The 17,314-nt window shown below is 65.9% G+C and carries 16 protein-coding genes; 8 read left to right on the top strand and 8 right to left on the bottom strand.

Annotation, left to right across the window (positions count from 1 at the left end; all coding sequences use genetic code 11):
* Positions 1-71: 71 nt before the first annotated feature.
* Together NGM68_RS11000 and mutL are read left to right on the top strand one after the other, a co-directional pair.
* Positions 72-959: a dihydrodipicolinate synthase family protein gene (locus NGM68_RS11000; protein ID WP_252698176.1), complete on the top strand. Its 888-nt coding sequence runs from the start codon at positions 72-74 to the stop codon at positions 957-959.
* A gap of 3 nt (positions 960-962) precedes the next feature.
* On the top strand, positions 963-3,134 hold the full coding sequence (mutL, locus tag NGM68_RS10995; RefSeq protein ID WP_252698175.1) for a DNA mismatch repair endonuclease MutL: 2,172 nt from the start codon (positions 963-965) through the stop codon (positions 3,132-3,134).
* 35 nt (positions 3,135-3,169) lie between these two features.
* Here the strand turns inward: mutL and NGM68_RS10990 are convergent, their stop codons facing one another.
* The gene (locus tag NGM68_RS10990; RefSeq protein ID WP_252698174.1) at positions 3,170-6,265 is read right to left on the bottom strand and encodes an FAD-binding and (Fe-S)-binding domain-containing protein; all 3,096 of its coding nucleotides are present in this window, start codon (positions 6,263-6,265) and stop codon (positions 3,170-3,172) included.
* 106 nt (positions 6,266-6,371) lie between these two features.
* Between NGM68_RS10990 and NGM68_RS10985 the strand changes: the two genes are divergently transcribed.
* Positions 6,372-7,100, top strand: a complete 729-nt coding sequence (locus NGM68_RS10985) for a fumarylacetoacetate hydrolase family protein (protein ID WP_252698173.1) — start codon at positions 6,372-6,374, stop codon at positions 7,098-7,100.
* 43 nt (positions 7,101-7,143) lie between these two features.
* On the opposite strand, the gene NGM68_RS10980 is transcribed toward NGM68_RS10985, so the two are convergent.
* Positions 7,144-7,764, bottom strand: a complete 621-nt coding sequence (locus tag NGM68_RS10980; RefSeq protein ID WP_252698172.1) for an HAD family hydrolase — start codon at positions 7,762-7,764, stop codon at positions 7,144-7,146.
* 157 nt (positions 7,765-7,921) lie between these two features.
* On the opposite strand from NGM68_RS10980, the gene NGM68_RS10975 reads away from it, so the two are divergent.
* Together NGM68_RS10975 and msrB are read left to right on the top strand one after the other, a co-directional pair.
* Entirely contained in the window at positions 7,922-8,083 is a 162-nt protein-coding gene (locus NGM68_RS10975) for a hypothetical protein (protein WP_252698171.1), read from the top strand.
* An 85-nt stretch (positions 8,084-8,168) separates the two neighbouring features.
* Positions 8,169-8,597, top strand: a complete 429-nt coding sequence (gene msrB / locus NGM68_RS10970) for a peptide-methionine (R)-S-oxide reductase MsrB (protein ID WP_252698170.1) — start codon at positions 8,169-8,171, stop codon at positions 8,595-8,597.
* A gap of 13 nt (positions 8,598-8,610) precedes the next feature.
* Here msrB and NGM68_RS10965 read toward each other — a convergent pair whose 3' ends face one another.
* Complete coding sequence (locus NGM68_RS10965; protein ID WP_252698169.1) at positions 8,611-9,612, bottom strand: glutathione S-transferase family protein; 1,002 nt, start codon at positions 9,610-9,612, stop codon at positions 8,611-8,613.
* A 139-nt stretch (positions 9,613-9,751) separates the two neighbouring features.
* On the opposite strand from NGM68_RS10965, the gene NGM68_RS10960 reads away from it, so the two are divergent.
* The gene (locus NGM68_RS10960; RefSeq protein WP_252698168.1) at positions 9,752-10,843 is read left to right on the top strand and encodes a class I SAM-dependent methyltransferase; all 1,092 of its coding nucleotides are present in this window, start codon (positions 9,752-9,754) and stop codon (positions 10,841-10,843) included.
* 201 nt (positions 10,844-11,044) lie between these two features.
* Here NGM68_RS10960 and NGM68_RS10955 read toward each other — a convergent pair whose 3' ends face one another.
* From NGM68_RS10955 to NGM68_RS10940, 4 genes are all read right to left on the bottom strand, one after another.
* The gene (locus NGM68_RS10955; RefSeq protein WP_252698167.1) at positions 11,045-11,707 is read right to left on the bottom strand and encodes a potassium channel family protein; all 663 of its coding nucleotides are present in this window, start codon (positions 11,705-11,707) and stop codon (positions 11,045-11,047) included.
* A 153-nt stretch (positions 11,708-11,860) separates the two neighbouring features.
* The gene (locus tag NGM68_RS10950) at positions 11,861-12,178 is read right to left on the bottom strand and encodes a hypothetical protein (RefSeq protein ID WP_252698166.1); all 318 of its coding nucleotides are present in this window, start codon (positions 12,176-12,178) and stop codon (positions 11,861-11,863) included.
* A gap of 73 nt (positions 12,179-12,251) precedes the next feature.
* Positions 12,252-13,130 carry a homoserine kinase gene (locus NGM68_RS10945; RefSeq protein ID WP_252698165.1) on the bottom strand — a complete coding sequence of 293 codons (879 nt, stop codon included), beginning with the start codon at positions 13,128-13,130 and terminating at the stop codon, positions 12,252-12,254.
* A gap of 302 nt (positions 13,131-13,432) precedes the next feature.
* Positions 13,433-14,701, bottom strand: coding sequence for an MFS transporter (locus NGM68_RS10940; RefSeq protein WP_252698164.1), 1,269 nt, complete (start codon positions 14,699-14,701; stop codon positions 13,433-13,435).
* A 111-nt stretch (positions 14,702-14,812) separates the two neighbouring features.
* Here NGM68_RS10940 and NGM68_RS10935 point away from each other — a divergent pair, with 111 nt between their 5' ends.
* Both NGM68_RS10935 and NGM68_RS10930 read left to right on the top strand, forming a co-directional pair.
* Positions 14,813-15,166, top strand: a complete 354-nt coding sequence (locus NGM68_RS10935) for a hypothetical protein (protein WP_252698163.1) — start codon at positions 14,813-14,815, stop codon at positions 15,164-15,166.
* Positions 15,167-15,224: 58 nt separating this feature from the next.
* Positions 15,225-16,067 (top strand): polyprenyl synthetase family protein, encoded by an 843-nt coding sequence (locus NGM68_RS10930; protein ID WP_252698162.1) that lies wholly within the window; start codon positions 15,225-15,227, stop codon positions 16,065-16,067.
* 48 nt (positions 16,068-16,115) lie between these two features.
* Here the strand turns inward: NGM68_RS10930 and NGM68_RS10925 are convergent, their stop codons facing one another.
* Complete coding sequence (locus NGM68_RS10925) at positions 16,116-17,213, bottom strand: DUF373 family protein (protein ID WP_252698161.1); 1,098 nt, start codon at positions 17,211-17,213, stop codon at positions 16,116-16,118.
* Between the last annotated feature and the right edge of the window lie 101 nt (positions 17,214-17,314).

Below are 17,314 nucleotides of genomic sequence, written 5' to 3'. Positions count from 1 at the left end.
GCGGTGATCGGACGAGGCGAGTCGAGGAGCCCGTCGATACCCTTTTGGACTCGCTGAGAAACAAACAGTACATGACCTTCAGACAGACGCTCGAGGGAATCACGTGCCCGATCGCGACGCCGTTCGACGATGCGGGGACGATCGACGAGGGTGCGCTCGAGAGTCTCGTCGACGCGCTCCTCGAGGGCGGCATCGACGGGCTCTTTCCCTGCGGCACGACCGGCGAGTTCGCGAGCCTCGCGCCCGAGGAGCGACGCCGCGTCGTGGAACTGACGGTCGATCGCGTCGACGGCGAGGTGCCGGTACTCGCCGGGGCCGCAGCGACGAACGTCGCCGAGACGCTCGCCTTCGTGGAGACCGCCGCAGCCCTCGGGGCTGACGCGGCGGCGGTCGTCCCGCCGTACTTCCACACCGCGACCGATCCAGCCGGTAACCAGCAGTTCTTCGAACGGGTGGCCGACGAGTCGCCGCTCCCGCTCGTCCTCTACAACATCCCGTCGTGTACGGGTCAACCGATCGCCCTCGAGACGCTCGAACGGGTCGCCGACCACGAGGCAGTCGTCGGGTTCAAGGACTCGAGCGGCGACTTCGAGTACTTCCTGGACGCGATGCGGCGAACGCCCGACTCGTTTTACTGTCTCCAGGGATTCGACACGCTGCTCGTCCCCTCGCTCCGGATGGGGGCCGACGGTGGAATCAACGCGCTCTCGAACGTGGCACCCAGCGTGTACGCCGAAGCGTTCGAGACCGCCGCCACCGAGCGCGGAAACGAGCTCCAGGGGGCCATCTCGGCGCTGTTCGACGCGGTTCGAACGCACGGGTTCGCCCCGGGAACCAAAACCGGTCTCGCCCACCGCGGGATGATTCCGACCGACGCGGTGCGCCCGCCGCTCGTCACGGTTCCCGAGACCGGTGAGGCAGCGATCGCCGAACGCACCGACGCGCTCCTCGAGGCCTGAGCCATGGCCGATACCCCACCCGACGACCGGTCGTCGATCCGGCAACTCGACGAGGACACCGTCGCCCGCATCGCCGCCGGGGAGGTCGTCGAGCGACCGGCCAGCGCAGTCAAGGAACTCCTCGAGAACAGCCTGGACGCAGACGCCTCCCGGATCGACGTCGCCATCGATGCCGGCGGGACGGACACGATCCGGGTTCGCGACGACGGCCGCGGGATGACCGAGGCCGACGTTCGACGCGCCGTCCGCCAGCACACGACGAGCAAGATCACCGATCTCGACGACCTCGAGGCCGGCGTCTCGACGCTTGGCTTTCGGGGCGAGGCGTTACACACCATCGGCTCGGTGTCGAAGCTGACGATCCGGACGCGGCCTCGAGGCGACGAGTCGGCGACCGGCACCGAACTCGTCTACGAGGGCGGCGAGGTCGTCTCCGTCGCCCCGACGGGCTGTCCGGAGGGAACCAGCGTTGCGGTCGAGGAGCTGTTTTACAACACGCCCGCCCGCCGGAAATTCCTCAAGACGAAAGCGACCGAATTCGCCCACGTCAACCGGATCGTCACCCGGTACGCGCTTGCCAATCCGGACGTGGCGGTCTCGCTAACACACGACGGCCGAGAGGTGTTCGCGACGACCGGCCAGGGAGACCTACAGGCGGCGATCCTCGCCGTGTACGGCCGCGAGGTCGCCGAAGCGATGATCGACGTCGAGGCCACCGCCGAAGACCTCCCCGCCGGGCCGCTCGAGACCGTCTCCGGCACCGTCTCCCACCCCGAGACCAACCGCTCGAGTCGGGAGTACCTCGCCACCTACGTCAACGGGCGGGCGGTCACTTCCGAGGCGATCCGCGAGGGGATCATGGGCGCGTACGACGGCCAACTCGGCGGCGAACGCTACCCGTTCGTCGTCCTCTTTCTCGAGGTGCCCGCCGACACCGTCGACGTGAACGTCCACCCCCGAAAACGGGAGGTGCGGTTCGACGACGACGACGCCGTTCGCCGGGCGGTCGAGTCGGCCGTCCAGAACGCGCTGCTCGAGCACGGGTTGCTCCGGTCTCGAGCCCCCCGCGGACGGTCGGCACCGGAGGAGGCGACGGTCGAGCCGGATCGCGGGCGGGACGATGACCCTCGAGCGCGGAAGTCGGCACCGGAACGGGATCGAGACGAAGGTGGTGAGAGCCAGCGGACTCGAGACGGATCCATAGATACGCACGGGACTCGAACGACTTCCCACACCGAGACCGAAGGGGAATCGGCCACGAGCCACCAGGCCTCGAACGTAGACGACGAGAGCACCACCTCCGCGAACGGGGGTGGCGAGGTCGCACGAACGGGTCTCGAGACCGACACCTCGAGGACGGATCCCGACGACTCGTACGAGACTCGAGACCGAGGGCCATCCGACCAGTCTTCCTCCCCCCAACGGTCGTGCAAGCCGACCCGCAACCACTCGGCCTCCGGGTTCGACGCCGCGGACGCCACTACAGATCACCAGCCATCGATCACCGCACCGACCGAACAGCGGACGCTCGAGGGCGACACCACGACGAGCGAACGGGCGGGGAGGTACGACTCGCTCCCGCCGCTACGGGTACTCGGCCAGCTCAAAGAAACCTATATCGTCTGTGAATCCCCCGACGGCCTCGTCCTTATCGACCAGCACGCCGCCGACGAACGGGTCAACTACGAGCGTCTCCAGAACGCCTTCGCCGACGATCCGACGGCCCAGGCGCTGGCCGCGCCCGTCGAACTCGAGTTGACCGCCGTCGAGGCCGAAGCGTTCGAGAGCTATCGGGAGGCGCTTGAACACCTCGGCTTCTACGCCGACCGGGTCGACGACCGAAGGGTGGCCGTTACCACCGTCCCCGCCGTCCTCGAGAAGACCCTCGAGCCGGCACAGCTCCGGGACGTCCTCGCGTCGTTCCTCGAGGGCGACGTCGATGCTGGAGCCGAGACCGTCGACGCGCTGGCCGACGAGTTCCTGGGCGATCTAGCGTGTTATCCCTCGATCACCGGCAACACGTCGCTGACGGAGGGGTCGGTCGTCGACCTGCTGTCAGCGCTCGACGACTGCGAGAACCCCTACGCCTGTCCCCACGGCCGACCCGTGATCGTCCGGTTCGAGTACGGCGAACTCGAGGATCGATTCGAGCGGGATTATCCGGGTCACGGGTAGCAATCGGCGGAGACGAAGCACTTTCGACGACGCAACTACTCCACCAGCGCCGCCTCGAGCAGTTCGACCGGATGCGGCGGCTTTCTCGCCCCGTCCCGGTCGCCGAGTTGACTCCGACAGGAGGTTCCGGGGGCGGTCACCAGGTCACCGTCGCTGTCGTCGACCTGGTCGAAGAGGATCGCGCCGATCGCCCGCGAGAGGTCGAAGTGTTCGGCCTCGTAGCCGAAGGAGCCGGCCATCCCGCAGCAACTCGAGTCCAGCGGGTGGACGGCGTAGCCGGCGCGCCGGAGGACGCCGACGGCGTGGTGGTCGGTGCCCTGCGCCTTCTGGTTGCAGTGACCGTGGTAGGTGAGCGATCGGTCGGGGGCGTCGAACGACAGGCGCTCGTCGAGCCGGGTTCGGTCGACGTACTCGCAGACACCGAACGAGGCGTTCGAGACCGCCTCGAGGGATCCGGGCTCGACGCTCGTCTCCTCGCGGGCGTGGCTCCCACTCCCATCACCGCCCAGCAGATCCAGGTACTCGTCCTGGAACATCACCGCGTCCGAGGGCTCGACGAAGACGACCGACCAGCCCCGATCGACGTACGGGGCGAGCGCACGGACGTTGTGAGCCGCCGCTGCGGCCGCATCGTCGAGCAACCCCATCGAGTACGCCGCGCGCCCGCTCGCCTCGAAATCGGTCGGCACGCGAACGTGGACGTCCGCTGCCTCGAGGAGCCGGATCGCGGCCTTCCCGGGAGCCGGGTCGCAGTAGGTCGTGAACGTGTCCGGAAAGAGAACCACGGCCGCGTCCGCGTCGGCTTCGGGGACGGCGGGGCCACCCCGGGCGTCGACCCAGTCGTGGAGCGTCTCTCGGGTGAAGGTCGGCAGGTCGCGCTCGCGGGCGATGCCGAGCGTGCGTTCCATCGCGGTTCGGGCGCCCGGGATCGACGGCAGCCAGTTCGAAACCGGGGCGAACGTGCTCCCGAGTGCCGCAAAGCGGTCGACGTCGGCGAATAGTCTGGTTCGACGGCTCGTTCCCTCGCGCTCGTGGTACTGGTGTTTGACCTCCGCTTTGAGCTTCGCCAGGTCGACCCCGGTCGGGCAGTCGCTCGAGCAGCCCTTACAGCCGATACAGAGGTCGAGTACCGCCGACTGGAACTGTTCGGTGTACAGCTCCTCCGGGGGCAGTTCGCCCGAAATCGCCGCCCGGAGCAGGTTGGCTCGTCCGCGCGTCGTCTGGATCTCCTCCTTCGACGCCCGGTAGGTCGGACACATCACGTCCGAATCGGTCTGTCGGCAGGTGCCACAGCCGTTACAGAGTTCGACCAGGTGCGAAAAGCCGCCCTCGTCGGCGAACGAGAGTGACGTTCGGGGCTCGAGTGATTGATAGGCCGCGCCGTACCGGAGGTTCTCGCGCATGTCCGCACCGACGCCGCGCTCCGTGTCCGGGCCCGGGTCGTCCGGCCCGTCGCGGTAGACGACGTTGCCGGGGTGGAGACGCCACTCGGGATCGAACGCCGTCTTGAGTTCCTTGAACGCGCCCCACAGTTCGTCGCCGTACATCTTGGGTGAGAACTCCGTTCGAGCCATCCCGTCGCCGTGTTCGCCCGAGAACGCGCCGCCGTGCTCGAGGACGAGGTCGGTTACGTCGTCAGTGATCGCGTGCATCGTCTCGATGCCGTCCCCGTCCTTGAGGTTCAGAATCGGCCGGATGTGGAGGGTGCCGGCACCGGCGTGGGCGAAGTACGCCGCCGAGGTGCCGTGCTCGAGCAGAATCTCCTCGAACCGGCGGACGTACTCCGCGAGTTCCGCCGGTGGCACGGAGGCGTCCTCGATGAACGGGTACGGTTTCGGATCGCCCTCCATGCTCATCAACAGCGGGATCGCTGCTTTCCTGAGCTTCCAGAGGTCGGCCTGCTCGTCGTCGGCGTAGGCCTCGAGCACGGTGAACGCATCGCCGTCTTCGAGGAGCCGTTCGGTCGTCTCGGCGACGGCCGCCTCGAAGTCGTCGACGAGTTCAGAATCGAACTCGAGCATGAGCGCCGCGGCGGTTCCCTCGGGAATCGCTTCGGCGTATTCGGCGTAGCCATCTGAGTCACGGGCGAGGCGGAACACCTCGTCGTCCATCAGTTCGACGCCGCTGACGTCGTGTTCGAGGGCGGTCGGAACGGCCGCGAGCGCTTCGATCAGGTCGTCGAAACAGTAGACGGCGAGGGCGGTCTCCTCGGGGACGGTCACGAGCGAGAGGGTGGCTTCGACGACGATCCCCAGAGTCCCCTCGGCGCCGACGAGCAGTTTCGAGAGGTTGATCGCGCGTTCGCCGTCGTCGGTCTCGTAGATCACCTTCTGGAGGTTGTAGCCGCTCACCGACCGCTTGAGGTCGGGGTAGCGTGCCTCGATCTCCTCCTGATACTCCTCGACGAGGCCGCGAACGGTTCGATAGAGGTGTGCTTCACGATCGTCTTTTCCGACGATCTCGTCCCACTCTGAACTGTCGAGGACGACCTCCCGCGCCCGGATGAGCGAGCCGTCGGCCAGAACGACCTCGCACGCCTCGACGTAGGCATCGGTGATGCCGTAGCGAACCGAGTGAGCGCCCGTCGAGTTGTTGCCGATGCCGCCGCCGACCGTCGCCCGGTTCGAGGAGGCTGGATCGGGGGCGAACTTGAGCCCGTGCGGCGCGAGGTGTGAATCGAGGTGATCCTGGACGACGCCGGGCTGGACGACGGCGCGACGCTCGTCGGGATCGACCTCGCGCACGGCGTCCATGTGGGTCGTGAAATCGAGCACGACGCAACCGGGGCCGACGGCCTGACCGGCGAGCGACGAGCCAGCACCGCGCGGGAGCACCGGAACGTCGAACTCGGCCGTGGTCTCCATCGTCGCCTGCACGTCCGCAACGTCGCGTGGATGTACCACGCCCGCCGGTCTCGCCTGGTAGATGCTGCCGTCGGTGGCGTACAGCAGTTGCGTATATTCGTCGAAGGCGACCTCGCCGCTGACGGCCTCCTCCAGCGCCTCGGCCAATGCGGCGTACTCCTCGAGGGGCGGCCCGGTGGGAGTCTCGAATGTGCGTTGGCGTCCGTCGAGCGCCTCGAGGGAGTCGTCAGGGCCACCGCCGTCGCCGGATTCGTCCTCGACTGCCATGGAGTGGGGGTACGGCGACGGGACGGAAATAGACTGTGATAGAGAGGGTCTGACACGAAACGGGGGCGAACGACAGGGCTAATCCACTCGAGTCGAGAGTACGGCCATGCGACTCGCGAGACTCGCGACACCCGAGGGGCCCGTTTCCGGCCGGTACGATGACGGCGTCGTCCACGCCGACGACGGCGCGTACGCCGTCGGCCGTGACGGCGATCTGCTCCCGCCGTGTGAACCGACCGCGCTGTACTGCGTCGGGCGCAACTACGCCGAAACGCTCGAGCAGATGGACTACGAACGGCCCGAGGAGCCGGACTTTTTCATCAAGCCGCCGGCTTCATTGGCTGGTCACGAGCAGTCGATTCCCTACCCCACCTTCAGTGACGAGCTGACCTACGCGGGCGAACTGGCGGCGGTCATCGACAGCCGCTGTCGAGACCTCGAGCCCGCGGACGTCCCCTCGGTCGTTCGTGGGTACACCGTCATGAACGACCTCGACGCGCTCGACCAGCAGGGGCGAACCGCGCGAAAGGCGTTCGACGGCTCCGGCCCGCTCGGCCCGTGGATCGAGACCGACGTCGATCCGACGAGCCTCGAGATGTGGACCGACGTCGCGGGCGAGCACCGCCAGGAGGCGACCACCGAACTGATGCTGTTCGACCCGTTCGAGATCGTTTCCTTCCTCTCCGAGCGATTCACGCTCCGGCCCGGCGACGTGATCGCCTTCGGCAGTCCGGCGAACCCGGGACTGGTCGAACCGGGCGACACCGTCGAGATCACTTACAAGGGCGTCGGCACGTTGCGGAACACGATCGTGGAATCGGACGCGCTCGAGTAAGAAGTGGACACTGAGACGGGACGCGCTCGAGTTCTGGTTCCAGTTACAGTATCTCGAGGCACTCCTCGAGCTTCTCGATGGAAAGTACGGTAGCCTGTGTCGAATCGCCGTCGGTCGCACCGACGTACACACCTCGCCACCCGCATTCGATCGCCGGCACCACGTCCCGCTCGAGGTCGTCCGCGACGAACGTGTGCGAGTCGGCCGGTAATCGCTCCTCGGCAACGCGATAGATCGCCGGCTCGGGTTTCCAGGCGTCGACCTCGTCGGCGACGACGATCGTCTCAACCCACGGGTCGAGCCCAACGGCCTCGAGTTTCGCCCGCTGGACGTGACCGAGGCCGTTCGTCAGCACGCCGAGCCGGTACTCCTCGGAAAGCGCCTCGAGGATCTCTTTTGCCCCGGTGATCGGTTCAGTGTGTTCGATCTCGGTCTCGACGATAGAGTCGCTAAACGCCGCCGGCTCCACCTCGACCGCGGTCGCCTCGATGGCGGCCGCGTAAGGATCATCGACCGTCCCGAACACCTCGAAGAATCGCTCGCTGAAGGTCGACGCACCAGCAGGCTCGACGCCGAGTCGCTCGAGCGCCGTGTCGTAGAGGGTCGCGTACGGCACGTCGAATTCGACGAGGGTGCCATCGAGGTCGAAATAACACGTGTGCATGGAGGAGAGGTGCTGGCCGACGACGGATAATGGTTGCCCGAGTGTGGAAGATCTTCACAGCGGGTACGTTTCGACGACGACGGAGATCGATCACGGCGATTGAGAGTCATCATTGCTAACGAAAATCCATATGGTAGTGAATAGCATAGAATCGGCTATGGCGCTCGAATCACCGACACCGCAGCAGTCTCGTTGTCTGAACTGTGGCTTCGAAGCCCCCGGTGGGGACGACGAGTGGATTCGCCTCGAGGTACCCGGCCTCGGACGGATGACCCAGTGTCCATCCTGTGAGAGCACGAACGTCATCACCGGCCGGTGATCGACAGGACGGTACGATTATACCCCGCTCGAGTGGATCGCCAACGGAGACAGACTCTTGAGAGCGACCGCCCTAGATTCGTTCGATGAGCAACGAGACCGACACCGAGAGCGAAAGCGAGCACGAGCGCGTCCCGACGACCGACGACGAGTGGCGCGAGCGACTGAGCGATGAGGAGTACCGGATCCTGCGCGAAGCCGGCACCGAACAGCCGTTTTCGGGCGAATACGTCGATCACGAGGAAGACGGCAGTTACTCCTGTGCCGGCTGTGGGGCCACCCTCTTCGAGTCAGATACGAAATACCACTCCGGCTGTGGCTGGCCGAGTTTCTACGACGTCGACGACGACGTGATCGAGACCCGCACCGACACGAGCCACGGCATGCACCGAACCGAAGTCCTGTGTGCCACCTGCGGGGGCCACCTCGGCCACGTCTTCGAGGACGGCCCCCAGCCGACGGGCCAGCGCTACTGTATCAACTCGGCCGCCCTCGAGTTCGAGGACGACGGATAAGGAGTCGGATCGGTTAGTCGTCCGCCGCCGCACTCGAGATCGGCGGCTCCCCCGGTAATTCGCCCCGGTCGTGTGACGCCTCGAAGTCGAGATCCGGCCCCTGGGCGACGATCCGGTGTGGGTTCACGTCGGGGTGGGTCGTGTAGTAGTGTTCTTTGATGTGTCCCATTTCGACCGTCTCGGCGACCCCCGACGTCTGGTAGAGGTCGCGAAGGTACGGCCAGAGGTGGTCGAACTCCCGAATGAACTGCACGTTGCACATGAAGTGAGTATGGTACACCTGGTCGAACCGAACGAGCGTCGTGAACAGACAGACGTCCGCTTCTGTCAGGCGATCACCCGCGAGGTAGCGCTGGTCGGCCAGCACGTCGTCCCAGTGAGCGAGCGCGTCGAACAGTTCGGTCACCGCCTCGTCGTACGGCTCCTGATTCGTCGCGAAGCCCGCCCGGTAGACGCCGTTGTTGATCGGTTCGTAGATCGACTCGATGATCCGGTCGACTTCCTCCCGGTAGCCCTCGGGGTAGAGGTCGACGTCCCGCGTCGCCAGGTCGTCGAACGCGGTGTCCAACAGGCGAATGATCTCGGCCGACTCGTTGTTGACGATGGTGTCCTCCTTCGTGTCCCAGAGCACGGGCACCGTCACACGACAGGTCGCGTCCGGATCGGCGCGCACGTACAGCTCCCGGAGGTAGTCTGCGTCGTGGACGTGATCGACGGTACACCCCTCCTTCTCGGGCGTGAACTGCCAGCCGTCCTCGCCCCGGTAGGGATCGACGACCGACACGGAGATGGCATCCTCGAGCCCCCGGAGGGCACGAACGACCAGCGTTCGGTGCGCCCACGGGCAGGCATACGAGACGTAGAGGTGGTACCGACCGGCCTCGGGCTGAAAGCGGGCATCAGGCTCGTTGCGAACCTGATCCCGGAAGGGTGTCGTCTGGCGTTCGAACGACCCTTCCTCGTTCGTCGTCTCGAACGCGTCGGTTCGCCACTCGCCGTCGACGAGCATGTTCATGGACGGATGAAGGGACTGAGCGTACAAAGGCTCGCGCTAACACCGATGTCACCACCACGGCCACTGCGAACGGGAGAGGGAGTTCAAACACACGGTCGAGAGCGAAAGCGTTTATCACCGACCGGTGAGCACTCGAGGTATGGCCGACGACGGAGGGGCGGACGCCGAAGGCGACAGCGCGGGGAGCGATCACCGCCAGAGCCGCCTGTTCACCGACGACGAAGGCACGTTCGACGCTGACCGGGCCCGCGAGGAGTCACTCCCCATCGAAGACGGCGACATCGTCAACACCGAGGCACTCTCCGATCACCAGACGTACCTCGAGGGACGGGGGATCTACGACGAGCGCAATCGCCTCAACGACCTGACCGGGCGGGAGTGGAAGTTCGCGACGAAGTCGGTGATCCCGGAGAATTATCCGCCCGACCTCCAGCACGAGCTTCGGAGCGAACACGGCGGACAGAAGCCGCCGCGGCTCTGTGCTGAACTCATCGGACGGTTCAGCAAGGCCGGCGAAACCGTCCTCGATCCGTACGCCGGCGTCGGCGGGACGCTCCTCGGCGCGAGTCTCTGTGAACACGAGGGAACCGGTCAGCGAGAGGCTATCGGCTTCGAACGCAACCCGCGATGGATCGAGGTGTACGAGACGGCCCTCGAGCGCGAGAATGCGGAGCGCAGCGCACGCGACGAGACGCCGCTGGCGGGCCAGGACGTACGCGAGGGCGACTGTCGGGAGTTGATCGAAGACCTCCCCGACGACTCGGTCGACCTGCTGTTGACCGACGTGCCCTACTGGGACATGGACGAGCGCGAGCAGACGCGGAACCGGCGAGCGACCCGCGAGAGCAAACTGGGTGCGTTCGATGGAACCGACGGTGGAGACGGGGAAGGTAAATGCGAGGGCCAGAGCGGAGACGATGGTGGGGGCTCAAGCTCGAAAGCCGACTGGCTCGAGACCATGGGCGACGCTTTTCAGCGGTTTGTGCGGACGGTCAAACCCGGTCGATACGCCGTCGTCTTCATCGGCGATATGTACCGCGAGCAGTCCTACGAGTTCCTCGCGGCCGACCTCGCTCGAGCGATCGAAAGCGCAGCACCGATGACGCTCGTCGCGAACCTGATCTGGTACGATCCCGGCAAGGATCTTCACGTCTACGGCTACCCGTTCTCGTTCGTGCCGTCGATGGTCCATCAGAACGTGCTCGTCTTTCGGGTCGAGGAGGCACCCTGATCGGAGCCGGAAGACTCGAGCCGTCAGACTTCCGTCACACGGCCGTCTGACTGAGTTTTATGATGATGTGAGCGAATGAATACGACGAGGCGCGCACCCCGATCTGACGGTATCAGTTCCCATCCTTCCCCGGTGCGCGCCCACACGTACCCCCTCGGAGTCGACCTCGAGTACCGACTCCATCCCTCGAGAATCGTTCGGTCAGTGGTGTGCCTGCAGCGCGGTACGCACACCGTCGATCGCGCTCGTTTCGGAGATGACGGCGACGGCATCACCGTCGGCGAGTTCCGTTCCCGGAAGCGGGATCGTCAGCGATTCCGAGGCACGACCGTGTGCGTAAATGCGTGCGCTGTCGGGCAGGTCGAGTTCGCTCATCCGTTTGCCGACCGCCGGCGAACCCTCCGTAATCTCGAGGACGGTCAACTGCAGGTTCTGTGCGAGCTCGGCGACGACGTTGAAGTCCCCGCCGAGTAGCGCCGTCTTCGCGCCCGCCGCGCCGAGACGCTCGGGGTAGATGATCTCGTCGACGTCGCTGGCGTACTTCTCGTAGATGTCCTCGCGGTAGTCCTCGTCGATCCGGAGAACGGTTCGACAGCCGTGGTGGTTCCCGACCATACACGCCGCGAAGTTCACGTTTAGGTCGGGTGTCAACGCGCCGATGGCGTCGGCGGTGTCGATTCCGGCCTCGAGCAGGACATCCTCGTCGTCACCACCCCCCAGGACGCCAGCTTCGAGCCCGTCGCCTGTGGCCCGCTCGAGTCGATCAGGATCGTTGTCGACGATGGTAACGTCGTGGCCCTCCGTCGAGAGGATCCGGGCGGTTCGCGAGCCCACGCGGCCGTAGCCAACGATGACGAACTTCATAGGAGAGACATATGCGGCGAGCCATGATATACGTTGGTCACTGTCATGGGCGGACTTCGTTGTCACGGGCAGACTCCGTTGTCACGGGCAAACTCCGGAACGCGACGAGACGCATCACCTGGACTCGAGTCGCCTATTCGGTCACTCGAGCGACTACGACAGCACCCCGAGCAGGACGAGGTACGTCACCAGCGCACCGATGCCGACTGAGAGGACGATCGACGGGGCGAAGAAGCCGCCAACGATGGCGAGGACGATCGCACCGAGCACCGACGCGAATTGTACCTCGGGCCGCTTCCAGCGGGTGCGAATCGCCTCGTGACGGAAATACGAGACGAATTCGAAGACGACAGTACCGATCCCGCCCAGCACGAGAAACGGACTCGAGAGCGGGGCGTCGACGGCGATCGCGACCAGGACGAAGCTGCCGAGGACGCCCAGGGCGAGTCCGGCGTCGAGTTTCGTACTCATATTCGTTCCGCCCCTGTTCGTGCTCACGTCCGTTCGGCCCCCTGTGTGTTCGCTCTCTGTTGCTGGCACCCACCTACTCGTACAGAATCGCTCCCGAACCAATGCGCGTCTGGTACGCTCGGCTCTCGACGTCCGCCTCGTCGAAGGCGTCGATCATCGCGCCGGCGACCGCTCGGCGGTCGTCCGCCCGGCACACGGCGAGGACGGCCGGGCCGGCACCGCTGACCGTGACGCCCGTCGCGCCAGTCTCGAGGGCGGCCGTCCGAACGCCGTCGTAGCCGTCGATCAGGTCGGCCCGCCGGGGCGTGACGATCGGATCGTCCATCCCCTGTCCGACGAGCGCCGGGTCGTCGCGAGCCATGCCGACCGCGAGCGTGGCCGCGTTCCCCACGGTTTCGGTGACGTCCGCGAGCGATACCGACGACGGGACGACACCGCGAGCGTCACGCGTCGAGACGACTATTTCGGGAAGACAGGCGACGAGCGAGAGCGAGGCGTCGACCTGGGTGATTCCCTCGTCGGTGACGATCGTGAATCCCCCAAGCAGCGACGGGGCGACGTTGTCGGCGTGAGCGACCCCCGAAACGAGCGCTTCGCCCTCTGCAGCCACCGAGACGAGTTCCTCCCGCGTGTATTCCAGGTCGTAGAGCGCGTTCAGCGCGACTGCCGCACCGGCAGCGCTGGCCGCCGAAGATCCCAGTCCCGAGGACGGACGCACGCCCTTATCGATGTGGATGCGAGCCGGGGCGTCGAGCGCGTCGGCGACCGCGCCGACGGTGTTCGACTTCGGATCCTCCGGAATGTAGGTGCTGCCGACCCCCGTGACGGTGATCGTCGTCTCCGCGGCGCGCTCGACGCGGACGACGTCGGCGGGTGACTCGAGTGCGAGTCCGAAGACGTCGAAGCCACTGCCGAGGTTCGCGCTCGTCGCCGGCGCGCGCACGGTTTGCATGACAGGTCGTACCCACAGCGTCGGCAAAAAGGTAGCGAAGGGGTGACCGGGTCGCGTTCGTGTACGTTGACGCCAGCGGGGACAATGCGGCTCGATCAGGCCTGTCGACGCGGATCGATTCGCCAGAGGTGAACGTGTAAGAGTATTCCAGTAATTGCGATTCCGGTCAAGACGACGTAGATGAGCAGTTCGAACGATGGGGGGAGCGGATCCATCGGTCGTCCGTTGGGAGGCCACGATAACAACGTCGTGGCTGGATACGTCCGTCTTTTAAGTTTCCGCGTCGATGGAACGGGCGGCACCTACAACTCGAGCGTCTCTTCAACCTGCGTGATCACGAGCACGGCCCCGACGGCCGAGATCACGGCACCGAAGATGAATGGGACGCGAAAGCCGTAGGCGACCAGGGCACCGGAGGCGAACGGGCCGAGGGCGATCCCGAATCCGAACGCCATCGTCAGGATCGAGAGTTTCGTGCCGGACTCACCCTCACCGGCGAGGTCGCCAGCGAGCGCGAGCGACGGGGCGAACACCATCGCCCCGGCGACTCCCTGTAACAGGCGGGCGAGAAACATCGCCTCGGAGGTGAGGACGTACCCCTGGACGAGCGTCGTCGGCACCAGAAAGATCATGCCAGCGACGATGAACGGGCGTCGACCGTAACGGTCGCAGGCCCGTCCGATCGGCGTCTGGAGCAGTACCTGGGCGATCACGAACCCGGCGAACTGGAGGCCGAACCAGGTCGCCCCCTGCTCGAGGCGGGCGTTGATCTGTGGCTGAATCGTGGCGAACAGGGCGATGGAGGCCGCCAGAAAGAGCGTCGCGATTCCGAGGGTGAACACCGGGTCGAGAAGGTGGCGTCCGGTTGGATCACGGATCGCGATCGAGAGGTCGTCGCCCGCGTTTGCTTTCGTCGCCTCCGGATCCGACACCAGGAGGGTGACCATCAGCGCGCTGATCGCCGCCGTGATCGCCGCCACGTAGAACGCCGCGTCGAACCCACTGAGCGTGACCTCGAGCGTCGTTAGCGAGAGCGTGTACGGACCGAGGCTGACGACGGCACCAGCGGCGACCGGGCCGGCCCCGAAGCCGATCAGCCTGAAGGTATTGTAGACACCCATGTTCCCGCCCCGGTCGCGTGTCGTCGCGAGTTCGTTGACGAGTGCGATCGACGTGGGGACGATGAAGGCCACGCTGACGCCCTGGAGGCCGCGGATCACCAGCAGTTCCGCGTAGGTGTCCGCGAGCACGTACGCCAGGTTCGTAATCGTCAGGCCGACGAGGCCGACCAGGATGAACGCTCGTCGTTTTCCCGTTCGATCCGAGAACCGGCCCGTGAACGGTTGGGCGCTGCTGTTGAGAAATCCGTATAGCGAGAGGATGGTACCGATGATGACCGCCTCCTCGAGGCCGAACGTGCGGCCACCGACGACCTCGCTGCCGACGTAGAGCGGGATCACGATGATCAGAAAGGAGTTGCCGACGCCGTCGGCCATCCGCGCGAACGCGAGCGCGAGGACGCGCCGGTCGACGCTGAACGCAGCCAGCAGCCGACGGAGGAGCCCGACCATGGGGTCGCTTTCGACCCCAGGTGAATGATCGTTCCGAATCCGGATACACCGCCGGTGTCATGTCATTAAAGCCGTCACGCAGGTTTTCTCCGTGGGACGCCTAGGTTCCGTATGCAACCGCGAACACACCACCAATCCGAGCGAGACTGGGCTCGACAGTGGGAGCGACAGCGCCAGACGAGCCAATCGCGGGCACAGACGGAGCCACGACCGCAGTCCCACTCACGGCAGGCAACTGCAGACTGGACACACGCACGGGCGACCCAGCGCGAACTCGAGACCCTCCGTGGCCGCCTCGAGGCGGCCGAACGCCGCCAGAAACGGCTGCTGAACACGGTCACCGGGCTGGCTCGGGCAAGCGGCGTCTCCGTTGGCAGTCCGTGCAACCGGTGTGACCGGAGCCATCTCCTGGTGACCGCCAACGCGATTCACTGCCCGAGTTGTGGCTACGCTCGCTCGCTGTAGGCGCACCGATGGATCGGCAACCGTCACCTACTTTTGAACCCCGTTCTAAGCGCTGGCAATGGAACTGCTGGAGCACCGTCGGGCGCTCATCGAGGCGCGACTCGTCGAGGTCGTCGACGGGATCGAACCCGATGCCCTCAGCGACGACGTCCGACACGTCGCGCTCTCGGGAGGCAAGCGCGTCCGCCCGACGGTGACCCTGCTGGCCTGTGAGACGGTCGGCGGCGACGCCGAGGACGCCGTCGACTTCGGCGTCGGCATCGAACTCGTCCACACGGCCTCGCTCGTCATCGACGACATCATCGACCGATCCGCGCTCCGCCGGGGCACGACGAGCGCCTGGGCCGAGTTCGGCTACGGGCCGGCCATCGTCGCCAGCGACGGTCTTCTCGGGGAGGCGTTCGCCCTCTTCTCGACCGATCCCGCCGCGATGCAGGTCGTCGCCGAGGCGATGGTCGAACTCGGCGTCGGCGAGGCAACCGAACTCGAGGCGAAACCCGAAACCGAGGCGGAGTACATGACCCTAGCCCGCCGAAAGACCGGCGCGCTGTTCCGGGCGGCCGCCGAACTCGGCGCGATCGCCGCCGGCGCGGACACCTTCACCGTAGAGTCCCTCGGCGAGTACGCCGAACGGGTCGGTGTCGCCTTCCAGATCCGGGACGACGTCCTCGACGCCGTCGCCGATCCGGAATCGCTCGGAAAACCGACCGGTCACGACGCCGAGATGGATCGCCCCTCGCTCGTCCAGGTGACCGACCTCACGCCGGCCGAAGCGAACGAACGCGCCCGCATGGAGGCCGACCGGGCCATCGACGCCCTCGAGACCGTCGACGTCACCGACACCGAAGCGAAAGCCTACCTCCTCGAGCTCGCGGAGTTCGTGGTCGAGCGCGAGCGCTGAACAGGCGGTACCTCAAATGTCGTCGGAAAACCAGCACCGAGACACGTCTCAGGCGCTATCAGCACGGTGCGCACCGTCCGAGAGCCGGGACTCCGCGACCGCGAACGTGAGCGTACTCACGATCCCGAGCAGCGTGCCGCCCGTCAGCGCCGTCGCGAGGTACGCGAGTGCCACCTCGTCGAGGAAGAAGGCGCTAACGGCGTGGAGGACGACTGCCATCGCGACGACGTAGAAGGGGGCATTGAGGTAGCGCCACTCGAGGCCGCCGGAGATGTACTCGTCGGTGATCTGACCGAGACTGGTCGTGATTCCGGCGGCCGCAAACCACTGAATGGAGCCGACGACGAACGCCGCCAACATGAGCGGCGGGCCGAGGTCGCCGGATCCCTCCTGATAGGTCTCGAGCGTGTTGAGTCCGCTGACGGTGCCGAGAACGATCAGCGTCGCGGCAACGACGTAGGCGATGAGGGTCATCCGACCGGCGTACAGCGAGAGTCGAAGGCGCTCGACGGAGTCGTCGAGGTGTTCGCCCAGGCCGAGGCCGCGCGAGATGAGATAGAGGCCGAGCAGTGCAGACGTCATTCCGAGCATCAGACCCGGCAGGTCGAACAGGCTACCGAGTAACGCGAGCGGGTAGACGAGCAACAGAATTCCGATCGGAATCAGGATGGTTCCCCGCGTCTCTGGGTCGGCGAGCACCTGCTTGATCGTGTAGTACATCGACTCGAGGTTCTGTGCCTGGCGGACGACGACGCGGCGAACGCCGTCGATCGGCACGCGCGAGCGGATGATCGGCACCACGGATTCGTCCTGTGCGCCGTCGGTGACGACCAACGCGGTAACGTCCTCGCCGGTCGTCAGACTCGCGAGCACCGTGTCGACCTCCTCGCCGACCTTCCGGTTGGCCTTGACGTCCGAGCCCTCGAGGCCGGTCACGACGGCGACCTCGACGCTCTCGTCGCGGCTATCGAGGTCGTCGTAGATGTGCAGCCCCTGAAAGAGGACGTTCACGTCGGAGTCCTCGGGGTCGGCAGTGGCGAGCGCGACGGCTGCCTCTCTGACCGGCTCGCGACCGATGACGGGCGTCGAGAAACCGGTCTTCCGACCCAGGTCGTCGTCGAGGTCGACACACAAGACCAACAGCATCGTCTCACTGTTACACCGCTCGGTATTTCCGTCTTCTGGGATTGCTACCCTGTGGCACGCGCGTCTCGAGGTGGATTGACACGCTCACGTCTCGAGACGAG

The organism is Natronosalvus vescus (genome assembly GCF_023973145.1).
In the GTDB taxonomy this organism is placed as follows: domain Archaea; phylum Halobacteriota; class Halobacteria; order Halobacteriales; family Natrialbaceae; genus Natronosalvus; species Natronosalvus vescus.
This window is presented reverse-complemented; position numbering and strand designations above follow the sequence as displayed.